We start from the raw sequence: 11883 nt of genomic DNA on the forward strand, positions 1-11883 counted from the left end.
GCGTATGCTGGTTGAGTGTTTGTCCGTGGGACGTTGTATTACCCTGCCTTCAAACAGTGCCGGTGGTATCAAACAAATGGCATTGGCAACCGGTGCATACTCTCGAATCCGTCGTCAGTTCAAACTGCCTATCGGTAAAATGGAAGGTGTTGAAGAGCCGATGGCACGCATTGGTGGTAACGCCTACTTAATGGATTCGGTAACAACCTTAGCGACTGCGGGTATCGATTTAGGTGAGAAACCATCGGTTATCTCGGCTATCGCGAAATACCACATGACCGAGAAGTTGCGTGCCTGCATGGATGATGCGATGGATATCCACGGTGGTAAAGGTATCTGCTTAGGTCCAAACAACTATTTGGGTCGTGGTTACCAAGGCGTACCTGTTGCGATTACCGTTGAGGGTGCCAACATTCTGACTCGTAGCATGATGATTTATGGTCAGGGCGCAATCCGTTGCCATCCTTATGTCCTTGAGGAAATGAACGCGTCAGCTGAAAGTGGTCCAGAAGCGTTGAACAAATTTGATAAAGCGTTGTTTGGTCACATTGGCTTTGCTGCAAGCAACTTTGTCCGTTCATTATTCTACGGCTTTGGCGGTCACCGCTTAAGCTCAGTACCTGCGAGCGACTCAAGCAAGCAGTACTATCAGCAAATGAACCGCTTCAGCGCTAACCTAGCCTTGTTGTCGGACGTTGCGATGGGCATGTACGGCGGTAACCTAAAACGTAAAGAGCGTATCTCTGCACGTTTAGGTGACATGCTGAGTTACTTGTTCATTGGCTCTGCTGTACTTAAACGCTTCCATGACCAAGGTCGCTTAAAAGAAGATTTACCACTTATGCATTGGGCGATGCAGGATACCTTGTATAAACTACAGGAAGCGCAAATCGAATTGTTGCGTAACATGGGTGGCGTGGGTACTGCGATGCGCGCTGTCATGTTCCCATTCGGTCGCATTGCACATCGTCCAAGCGATAAAGCCGATCATAAAGTGGCACGCATCCTGATGGAGCCAAACGATGTACGTACCCGTTTAGGTGAAGGTCAGTTCTTAAGCCCAGAAGGTCACTTTGGATTCTTAGAGGAAACCTTAGTCAACATGATTAAGTGCGAGCCATTGCACGCGAAGATCTGTAAAGCGGCTGGCGAACGCTTTAGCTTTACCCAGCTCGACGCATTGGCAGAGCGCGGTCTTGAATTAGGCGTGATTAACGAGGAAGAAGCTGAGTTAATGAAGCGCACTGAGGAAGGTCGTTTACGCACCATTAACGTGGATGACTTTGATCCAGCAGACTTGTTGGCAGGTCAGGCAGCGTTCGATTACGCACTAAAAAACCTGACGGATAAGAAACAAGGTGAAGCTGCTTAAGCAGAGATTCATCGGTTCCTTGATCGTAAAAAGGCGCTCAATTGAGCGCCTTTTTTTATACCCTTAATCGCGATTAGGTCGCTGACTCCGGCTCTTCATAACGCATCAACCGGTACGTAACGACAGCAATAATGCCAGTAGAGCCAATTACCCATGCCATCGCATAGTCGGTTAAGCCGCTGACTGAGTTGACGCCCATAGAAACTAGGCCTGCAATTAAAAACTGCAAACTCCCTGTCACCGCTGAAGCAGAGCCTGCGCGCTCTTGTTGGTTAGCCAGTGCCCCTGCCATGGCATTGGGGAAAACTAGGCCCAGCGTGGAGATGTAGGCGAATAACGGCACTAAAATGCCCCATACCGGTGCTTTTACATAGGCAGCAACCGCCATCCCCACTGAAACGACCGCTAAAATAGGCAAAGATACGTTAAGAATTTTACGTGTTGGGTAATACTTTAATAGCCATCCGTTAAGCTGCGAAAAACCGATGATACCCACCGCGTTCGCGCCAAACAGCCAGCTATAAGCTGATGGTGTAAAGTCAAACAGCTCGATGAACATCAATGGCGAGCCTGTGATGTAAGCAAATAAGCCTGCTTGTGCAATGCCACCTGTCAGTGAGTAGCGCAGAAAGCTACGATCTTTTAAAACGTCCCAATAGGTTCGGCCACTATGTCGCATGCGCACGTCATAGCGACGCCCGCGGGTTTCAGGCAATACGAGATGAATAACAAAGGCGCACGCAACGCCGAGTACGCTGACAATCCAAAAAATCGCCCGCCAACCAAACCATTCAGTGACATAGTTACCAAACAGCGGTGCCAAAATAGGCGCCACACCCATCACTAAAATCAAAAAGGAAAATACGCGCGCAGAAGCCTGCGGTGTGTAGAGATCACGCACCACGGCACGAGCAATGACAATACCGGCACAAGCGCCAATCGCTTGGAAAAAGCGCAGCACGATTAACCATTCGATGTCAGGTGCCCAAGCACAGGCAATGGAAGTCACAACATAGATGGCGAGGCCAATATACAGCGGCTTTTTACGACCAAATTTATCCGTCGCCGTGCCGTAGAGTAACTGACCAATGAACAAGCCAAAAAAGAACGCGCTGAGCGAGAGCTCAACGCGATGTGTATCGGTTTGATAGTCTGCCGCAATTGCCGTAAATGCCGGCAAATACATGTCGATGGAAAGCGGCGCGAAAGCTGTCAGCAACGCAAGAATAATAACTACAAAATCGAATCGTGCTGAATCAGATACGGTAAAGGAATCGCGCTGCGTTCCACTCATGTGTTCACTCCTATTCTTTTACGGGTACAAACTCCTGCGTAGCAAACTGTGTTGGTCGCTTGAGTTGATCAAATTGGCGCACATAGTCCGCGAAGGCTTGTGCATAGTCGATACCGGTATTGTGGGCTCGACCCCGGTCAGACAACGTTAAAAAGGTTTTATAGCCACTTTGTCCACCAGCAATGTAACTATTAGTCACCACGCGATAGGTATCCCGTGGTCTTACAGCTTTCCACGTTTGCTGCTCGTCATCCCACACTTTGATGTCGGAAATACGGTCTCCAAAGCCTTGCTGTAAGTTAATTGAGTACTGAATGTTCGCACCGTAAGGATAGGCACCGATATTATCGTCACCCGTTACGGCAAAATTCAGAGCCTCTTCCAAGACTTGCTTTAACTCAGAACCACTGATCTCGATCGTCATCAACGTATTGCCGTACGGTAATAACTTGTATGCATCACCTACGGTAAAGGTGCCTGGCTCGATATCGCCACGTGACCCATCACCGTTTTGAATCGCAAAATCAGCGTCAGGCGCTGCGGCTAAGAATGATTCGGCAATTAAACGTTGCAAGCCTGAACTTTGTTGCTGCCCACACTCGGCACGACGTGGTGTGCCAATGGGTTGCGTACAAATGCGCTGTGGCACCTTAGCTAAGACTTCATTGGCAAACGCGTCAATCTGTTGTTGGTACGTATCCAACCACGCTTGCTGCTGTGTATCGGGTTCTATGCGCGTAAAAACGCCCGATTGGTCCAACGCATCAAGTACCGGCTGTACGGTCGTTACTGCGCCCGCCTTGGGCTGTACATCAGAGCCAATCAAATAGTGCGGACGCCCCGAGCAACTTGCCACCCGATCACCATCAAAGGTGACGTGTAGCTCACCGACTACCTGGCTGTATTTATACGCATGCGCGATACAAACCGGATCGCCTTCCGCGTTGGTCACCTGCGTTGGGTAAGCACCGTCGGCATCGATACCGAACGCGCTAAAATCCCCGAGCAAAGTGTGCGAATCTCCACCAATAATAACATCCACGCCCGGCAACTTGCCGGCGAAGTCGATATCATTTTGGTATTGCACATGCGTTAATAGAATAATCTTTTCAATACCCTGCGCCTGCAGTGCCGCAACGCTACGCTGAGCAGCGGCTAATTCATCGGTTAACCGTGTGGTTTTATCCGGGTGCGAGGTTTGCATAGTGCGCTGGGCGATGGTTAAACCAACCAGCCCAAGCGACTGCCCATTACGCTGAATAATCGTATAAGGCTGAAAAGAATCCGTTGCCGTTTGCGGTGTTAACGGCGAAACACCAATTTCGGGTTCAATATTGGCGGACAACTTCGCGGTATTACAGCGCGTCGTTCCAAGCTGATCTAAAAAGGTTTTTAATCCAGCATCCCCGGTATCAAATTCATGATTCCCAATGGTGAACGCATCAAAGCAGGTATCGTTCATAAAGCGCGCATCGGCGGCGCTACCCAAGCGTTTGAAAAACACGCTACCGGTAATGGCATCGCCCGCATGTAATGTCAGAACGTTTTGGTTGTTCTGTCTAATCTGGTCAATCATCGCCGTCATACGCGGGAAGCCACCCGTTTCGACTTGCCACGCCTGCCCTGCCCAATCAAAGCTTAATTCGCTCGGAGCTAGGTGCGAGTGATGATCGTTAATATGTGCAATAGTCAATTCAAAAGGCTTCGGCGCCACGGGTTGTTGCGGCGTAGAAGCGCAGGCACCCAACAAAGTAAGCGCCAGCGACGAAATTACAACCTGTTTCATTTTATCAAACCTATTTCGCGTAACCGTTCCATCAGATAGTCATCCGCGGTAATAGGTTCATCTTTTTGTGGATTTTCTTCAGAAATACATGATTCCAACGGTGTAATCATTACATCAGGATTAAAATGCAAAAAGAACGGAATCGAATAACGCGATTTAGCGCTGTAAGGCATCGGTGGGTTCACCACGCGGTGAGTTGTTGACGGCAACTGGTGGTTAGTGAGTCGTTGCAGCATGTCACCCACGTTACAAATAATAGCGCCTTCAATAATGGTGACCGGCACCCAGGTACCGTCCTTCGCCAATACTTCAAGCCCAGGTTCACGCGAGCCCACCAACAACGTCAGCACGTTGATATCCTCATGCGCACCAGCGCGCACCGACGGTGTCCCTTCATCGATAATCGGTGGGTAGTGCAGCGGACGAAGGATTGAATTACCCAAGTTGACTTTGTCGCGAAAGAAATCTCGCGGCTGGTCTAAAAACACAGCTAACGCGTCTAATACCTTGTTGCCTAGTTTATCAAGCTCTTGATAGATCAACGTCATATCGCGCTTAAACTCAGGCATTTCCTCGGGCCACACGTTGGGTAACAACTGTGGATATGGCGGCTCGCCTTCCAGCTCACGCCCCACGTGCCAGAACTCTTTTAAATCGACATGTTTTGCATCTTTTGCAATCTCGGTACCAAACGGCGTATAACCCCGTGCACCCCCTTCTCCTGGTCGGTGATATTTCATTTTCACGTCTTCGGGCAGTGCGAATAGCTCACGGCAAGTATCCAGAGCTCGTTCAATCAACTGTGTATCAACACCATGATTTGTCAGCGCAATAAATCCATATTCTTCGTAGCCGTTACCGACATCCTTAGTAAATGCTTGAAAATCTTCGTCGTAACGACGCATATCCACGTGGGGAATTGAGTGATTAGTTGATTGCATGGGTACATCCGTAAATTGTCGAAAAACAGCAAAACAAAAGGCTGTATAGTTTAAAAAGAAACCGCTTTAATCACAAGCGTTGAGGGCTTCACGTACCGGTCTAAAACTGCGTCGATGAATGACACATGGCCCATGTAGCTTCAGTAATTCAAGGTGACGCGCGGTGCCGTAGGCTTTGTGGCGATCGAACTCATACTGTGGGTAGGTTTGGTGCCACTCCAGCATTTGTCGATCCCGTTCAACTTTTGCGAGTATTGATGCCGCAGCGATGGTCGGTTCACTGGCGTCACCGCCCACGACAGCGCGCGCTGGCACGGCGAGGTCAGGTACACGATTGCCATCCACAAGCACCTCACTCGGGGCTTCTGGCAGCGCTTCCACTGCACGCTTCATCGCCAGCATTGACGCCCACAGAATATTGAGTTGGTCAATTTCGTCGACATCACTTTGTGCGATACTCCAATACAGCGCCTTTGCTTTTATCTCTTCACTCAAGCGCTCGCGTTTTTTTGCGCTCAACTTTTTAGAGTCATTGAGTCCCTCGATCGGCTGTTCGGGGTCTAAAATAACAGCAGCGGCTACAACAGGTCCTGCGATTGGGCCACGCCCTGCTTCATCTACTCCACAAATCATCGCGTAAAGTCTCTACCTTCGTTTTTTAACACTGTGATAACATTTTCCACAGCATTTTTAATTTAACCATTCTAACTTTAATAAGAGGATACCATGAGCGATTCTGAAACGCCTACGCCTACGGCCAAACAGTCGCCGAATACATTGCTGAATCGATTCCTAGATGGCATCGAAAAAGTCGGTAATAAGCTACCGGACCCGGCAGTGATGTTCTTTGGCTTACTGATTATTGTTGCCTTTGTTTCGTGGGGGCTTTCGTATGTCGACTTTGCCGAACGCCACCCCGTCACCGGTGATGCCATCTCTATCACCAATTTATTAGCGAGCGATCAACTGACCTCGTTCCTCACGGGTATGGTCAATACCTTTATGACCTTTGCGCCACTCGGCGTGGTCTTAGTCGCCATGTTAGGTGTCGGGGTAGCAGAACGCTCGGGCTTTATTAACGTGGGTATCAAATTGATGCTGCGTGTTACACCCAAAATGCTGTTAACCCCCATGCTTATTTTGGTTGCAATAGTCAGTCACACTGCTGTAGATGCGGGTTATGTGTTAGTTATCCCGTTAGGCGGTGTTATTTTCTACGCAGCGGGACGTCATCCACTAGCGGGTATCGCAGCCGCATTTGCCGGTGTCTCAGGGGGCTTTAGCGCGAACTTTGTGCCCTCGGCGATTGATCCCTTACTGCAAGGCTTTACCGAGAGCGCTGCACAGATTATTGATCCTTCAGTACAACTGAACCCACTTAACAACTATGCATTCACTGCCGCCTCTTCACTGGTGGTCGTTGCTATTGGTTGGTTTTTAACGGACAAAGTCATTGAGCCACGCCTTAAAAATGTGCCCATTGATGGCGACCAAGAGGATATGCCGCAACTTGATGATGTCACGCCGCAAGATAAAAAAGCGTTTAAAACCGCGGTGATCACCATGCTCGCGGGTGCCGCCCTGCTGACCTATCTTGCAGTCATAGACCAGTCACCACTCGCCGACAGCGAGGGCAACCTTGCCAGTGTCACGGCGCCTATATTTGGCATGATTGTACCGCTGATTTTCTTGTTCTTCGTGGTACCAGGCATTGTGCACGGCTTTGTCGCGAAAACCTTTACTAACTCACAGGATGTCATCAAGGCGATGTCGACCGCGATGGAAGGTATGGCGTACTACATTGTCATGGCATTCTTCTGCGCGCTGTTTATTAAAGCATTCGGCGATTCACAGCTAGGTACGTTGCTGTCCGTCAAAGGTGCCACCTTCCTCGCTTCATTGGAGTTGTCTGGTGGGGTGACCATGGTGGGTATTGTTTTTCTAGTGGCGTTTATCAACCTGTTTGTTGGCTCATCATCCGCTAAATGGGCGCTGATTTCGCCGATTTTAGTACCGATGTTGATGCAACTCGGTTACTCGCCTGATTTGACGCAGGCCGCCTATCGAGTCGGGGATTCAAGCAGTAACATTATTACGCCGTTATTGCCCTACTTCCCACTGATCGTGTTGTACTGTCAGCGCTATGTTAAGAGTACGGGCATTGGTACCTTAGTCTCCATGATGCTACCGTACTCGATTGCGTTACTGGTTATTTGGTCTATTTTCTTGGTCCTTTACTGGACACTCGGCATTCCGCTGGGCTTTGGCTCAAGCTACGCTTACCCAGCAGCCGGCTAATGACCCACGTTCAAGCGGGCGACAGCGTTCACTACGTTGTTCGCCCCTTGATCAATTTCCTCCATAATGGCACGAATCTCCTGCATCTGTTCTTCGCCGGTTTGCGCGACCTGCTGGATCGCCGCCATATTTTCAGAAATTCGGGCAGAAACGCCCTCACTCATGGTCATCACTTGACTGATCTCAGCCGTTGCCTGCGTTGTCCGGTTTGCCAACTGCCGCACTTCGTCCGCCACCACAGCAAAGCCCCGTCCATGTTCACCAGCACGCGCAGCCTCAATCGCCGCATTCAGTGCTAACAGGTTGGTTTGATCAGCAAGACCATTAATGGTTTTTACCGTTTCACTGATTTTAACCGACTGCGACTTGAGTTCTTGCACCACCGCATCGGCTTGTTCACTCCGTTTGACGATGTCCGCTGCCGTATTCGCATTACGTTGAATACCTTTCATTGCATCTTTAACAATATGCGCCGTTTGTAGCGAAGTACTCTGAGCGATTTCAGCCGCTTCTTCAGCCTGCTGCGAAGCAACGGCTTGCTCGGTTATATCGGTCGCAAACTTAATAATCGATTGCACTGTGCCGGTTTCATCTTTAATCGGATTATAGGTCGCTTCTAAATAAATATTCTCGCCATTTTTGCGATTACGTTTAAACTGACCGGCTTCAAACTGACCTTGGCTCAACTTTTGCCAAAAGTCAGGATGTTTTTGATAGAAACTGTCATCACAGAATATTCGATGATGTTTACCCTGAATATCCTCGAGTCGATAACCCATGGTTCGGCAAAAGTTATCATTTGCCCACAACACGTGACCTTGGGTATCAAACTCAATGGCCGCCATCGAACGGCTAATCGCCTCGGTAATCGAACGTTGTCGATTAAGCTGCGCCACCTCGGCGGTGACATCCGAAGCAATTTTCATAATACGATTCACACGCCCCTGAGCATCACGCACGGGAAAGTATGTCGCCTCTAACCACAGTTCTTCACCTGTCGGACGTCGACGCTTAAACCGGCCTTTTTTCGCAATACCCTGGGCGAGATCACGCCAAAACTGGCGGTAATCATCCGAAGAAGCAAGCTCGCTATCACAGAACTGTCGATGGTGACGTCCGACGATAGCCTCTAATGAACACTGCATCGCGCCTAAAAACACACTGTTAGCATCAATGACGTCACCTGCTGGGGTAAAATCGATGCGTGCGACGTGGTTATCAATTGCGTCAAATGTCGACTGTAGCTGCGAAGCAACTTGCTGTGCTGCTTCAAGCTGTTGTTTTAATTGCCGATTAAACATACTTTCCTCCGGCATTTTAGAGTATGCACTCTAAAATTTGTTACTACCAATCCTTACAACTAAGTGATGGGTTTATCTCTTAAGCTTTGGATGGATTAAAGGTGATTTCCCATAGGTGGCCATCAGGGTCTTTAAAGTAGGCACCGTAGCAATGCCAAGGTTGCCAATGGGGTGGCTTGATGGATTCTGCAAAGGCATGCATCGCACGATCAAATAAGGCTTCCACCGCAGCTTCCGATTCCACATTAAGGCTTTGCATCGTGGTACCCATGCAAGGCGAGTGGACGCTATTGATCTCTAGTTGGCGATTAAAGCTCTCGCGTGGCCAAAGTGCAATTTTTACGTTCCCCTGCGGCGAAAAAAATGCCACTTGAGTGTCATCTTCTCGATTACCTTGCAAGCCTTTATTAGGCCAATCAAATACTTGATTGTAAAACTCAAAACTTCGATTGAGGTCATCGACAACCAAAGTAATGACACTTAAATATCCACTCATACGACCTTTTAAACTCCATTTAAACTAAGCTAGGCACTCACCCCAAAGTGCGCTATTCTCCGCGCCAATCACTTGATTTGCACTAAAGGGGGAGATAATGGAAAACGACAAAAAGGCGTTTCTTTATGCACTTTCCGCTGTGTTGCTATGGTCTACGGTAGCAACCGCCTTCAAGATCACGCTTAACTACCTCTCCCCCCTGCAAATGGTGACCGCTGCGAGTGCCGTTTCATGCCTCGTACTGACCCTCGTTGCATTCATTCAAGGTAAGCAAGCGCAACTTTTGCTTGAGCTGCGCCGGATGCCTCTTTACTACCTTTTAATTGGTGTGCTCAACCCCACGGTGTACTACTTAGTGTTGTTCGAGGCCTACTCGTTGCTTCCCGCATCGGAGGCTCAACCGCTCAATTATACCTGGGCCATTGCGCTCACATTTATGGCAGCGGTATTACTTAAACAAAAAATTCGTAAGCGGGATTGGTTTGCCAGCGCCTTGGGCTATTTAGGTGTGCTGGTGATTGCGACGCGTGGCGATATTATAGGACTTTCATTCAGTAATCTAGAGGGCGTTTTATGGGCACTACTATCGACCTTTCTTTGGGCCTTATACTGGATTATCAATACCAAACGTAACGCTGATTCGGTCGTACAGTTAGTGCTTGCTTTCGGTTTATCGCTTCCGTTCTTGTGGGTAGCATCAGTATGGTTTGACGATTGGAGCGGGATCCCATGGCAAGGATGGCTGGCAGTGAGCTATGTCGGCTTATTTGAAATGGGTATTACGTTCTTGCTGTGGATGAGCGCAATGAAAACCGCAACCAATACATCACTTATTAGTAATTTGATATTTTTATCGCCGTTTATTTCGCTGATTTTACTCAACCAAATCATTGGCGAAACCATACACATGAGCACTATCGCTGGCTTAGTGCTGATTATCACCGGGTTAGTCTTTCAGCGCATTCGCATTAAAAAGAAATCCCTTGGTTAATGACCATTAAAAAAGGCGCTCTGTGGAGCGCCTTTTTTCTAGTCAGTCCCGTTAGACCATATTCACCAGCATGCTGGTGGGATCTTCAAGAAACTCTTGCCAACGCTTATTAAAGCGCGCGATGGTGCCGCCATCGATAATACGGTGGTCGCCTGACCAGCTCACCGTCATCATCTTACGTGCAACCACTTGACCATTCGCATCAAAACGTGGCAACTCTTGTACTTTACCTAATGCGACAATCGCTGCTTCCGGCTTATTAATAATCGGCGTTGCCACCGTGCCGCCAATAACACCGATGTTTGAAATGCTGATGGTACCGCCTTTCATATCGGCTTGTGGTACTTTGCCCTCGCGTGCCGCTTGGGTCAGACGTGTCACTTCATTTGCCACATCAATAATACTCTTGTTTTGTACCTGTTTTACATTAGGTACCAACAAGCCGATTTTGGTATCAACCGCCATGCCGATATTGTGGTCGTCAAAATAAGTGACTTCCGTGCAATCATCGTTGACCTGCGCGTTCATGATCGGGAACTCTTTCAGCGCCAATGACAGCGCCTTAATAAAGAACGGCATCACCGTAAGGCGAACACCTTGTTCTTTATATTGCTCTTTGAGTTTTTCACGCAATGCAATCAAGTTCGTCAGGTCAAACTCGTCCGAGTAAGTGAAGTGCGGAATGGTACTGACAGAGTTCATCATCTGCTTCGCCATCGCCGCTTTCACACCACGGATTGCTTCGGTACGCGTACCACCGCTCTGCTGTGCAGGAGTCTTCGTTTGCTGTTGTGTACTCGCTTGTGGTGCTAACTTATCACCCGCGACAAAGTCTTTAATGTCTTGTTTTAACACTCGACCTTTTTTACCCGAACCTGGCACGTCCGCGATGTTAATGCTATTTTCACGCGCTAAACGACGCACCGCAGGACTCGCGACGGCCTTACCTTGACGTGCTGGCTGCGCAGGTTCTGCACCGCCATCTGCCGACTGGCTTGGGGTATTCTTCTGTTGCGCTTGCGCTGAATCTTTAGCCTGCTTGCTTGGTTCAACACCACCCGCAGGTTGCAGCGCGAATAACGGTTTATGAACCTCAGCGATATCACCTTTCTTGTGATAAAGCTTAACCACTTTGCCGTCTTCTTTAGCCGGGATTTCAACTGTTGCTTTGTCAGTCATGACTTCGACAACGGGCTGATCTTCTTTGACCTCATCGCCTTCGCTGACGAGCCACTCAACGATTTCGCATTCCACGATACCTTCGCCGATATCCGGCAGGATGAAATCAGTGGTTTCAGCATCATCCGAAGAAGCAGGTGCAGCATCGTCAGATGCCGGCGCAGCATCATCAGAAGCATCACCTTCGGCGTTGATGCGGAATAACGGCTCGTGAACTTTTGCGAT

At 48.9% G+C, this 11883-nt stretch carries 10 protein-coding genes; 3 read left to right on the forward strand and 7 right to left on the reverse strand.

Annotation, left to right across the window (positions count from 1 at the left end; all coding sequences use genetic code 11):
• A partial coding sequence (locus B2X00_RS04040; RefSeq protein ID WP_290486222.1) for an acyl-CoA dehydrogenase domain-containing protein occupies positions 1 to 1372 on the forward strand: 1372 nt, incomplete at its 5' end.
• Between the two features lie 73 nt (positions 1373 to 1445).
• Here B2X00_RS04040 and B2X00_RS04045 read toward each other — a convergent pair.
• The 4 genes from B2X00_RS04045 to rnhB all read right to left on the reverse strand — a co-directional run bounded on the left by B2X00_RS04045 (position 1446) and on the right by rnhB (position 6026).
• Positions 1446 to 2666: a multidrug effflux MFS transporter gene (locus B2X00_RS04045; RefSeq protein WP_290486223.1), complete on the reverse strand. Its 1221-nt coding sequence runs from the start codon at positions 2664 to 2666 to the stop codon at positions 1446 to 1448.
• 10 nt (positions 2667 to 2676) lie between these two features.
• Positions 2677 to 4452: a bifunctional metallophosphatase/5'-nucleotidase gene (locus B2X00_RS04050; protein ID WP_290486224.1), complete on the reverse strand. Its 1776-nt coding sequence runs from the start codon at positions 4450 to 4452 to the stop codon at positions 2677 to 2679.
• Positions 4449 to 5393: an isopenicillin N synthase family dioxygenase gene (locus B2X00_RS04055; protein ID WP_290486225.1), complete on the reverse strand. Its 945-nt coding sequence runs from the start codon at positions 5391 to 5393 to the stop codon at positions 4449 to 4451. The genes B2X00_RS04050 and B2X00_RS04055 overlap by 4 nt, the downstream gene beginning before the upstream one ends.
• A 66-nt stretch (positions 5394 to 5459) precedes the next feature.
• Positions 5460 to 6026, reverse strand: a complete 567-nt coding sequence (gene rnhB / locus B2X00_RS04060) for a ribonuclease HII (protein WP_290486226.1) — start codon at positions 6024 to 6026, stop codon at positions 5460 to 5462.
• Positions 6027 to 6119: 93 nt separating this feature from the next.
• Here rnhB and B2X00_RS04065 point away from each other — a divergent pair, with 93 nt between their 5' ends.
• Positions 6120 to 7691, forward strand: a complete 1572-nt coding sequence (locus B2X00_RS04065) for an AbgT family transporter (RefSeq protein ID WP_290486227.1) — start codon at positions 6120 to 6122, stop codon at positions 7689 to 7691.
• On the opposite strand, the gene B2X00_RS04070 is transcribed toward B2X00_RS04065, so the two are convergent.
• Complete coding sequence (locus B2X00_RS04070; RefSeq protein ID WP_290486228.1) at positions 7688 to 8992, reverse strand: methyl-accepting chemotaxis protein; 1305 nt, start codon at positions 8990 to 8992, stop codon at positions 7688 to 7690. The genes B2X00_RS04065 and B2X00_RS04070 overlap by 4 nt on opposite strands.
• Positions 8993 to 9071: 79 nt before the next feature.
• Positions 9072 to 9488 (reverse strand): VOC family protein, encoded by a 417-nt coding sequence (locus B2X00_RS04075; protein WP_071462427.1) that lies wholly within the window; start codon positions 9486 to 9488, stop codon positions 9072 to 9074.
• A gap of 97 nt (positions 9489 to 9585) precedes the next feature.
• Between B2X00_RS04075 and B2X00_RS04080 the strand changes: the two genes are divergently transcribed.
• Positions 9586 to 10479 (forward strand): DMT family transporter, encoded by an 894-nt coding sequence (locus tag B2X00_RS04080; RefSeq protein ID WP_006955706.1) that lies wholly within the window; start codon positions 9586 to 9588, stop codon positions 10477 to 10479.
• Between the two features lie 51 nt (positions 10480 to 10530).
• Here B2X00_RS04080 and B2X00_RS04085 read toward each other — a convergent pair.
• On the reverse strand, positions 10531 to 11883 hold a 1353-nt coding region (locus B2X00_RS04085; RefSeq protein ID WP_290486229.1), incomplete at its 5' end, for a dihydrolipoyllysine-residue acetyltransferase.

This window comes from Idiomarina sp. UBA3162 (genome assembly GCF_002364475.1).
In the GTDB taxonomy this organism is placed as follows: Bacteria; Pseudomonadota; Gammaproteobacteria; order Enterobacterales; family Alteromonadaceae; genus Idiomarina.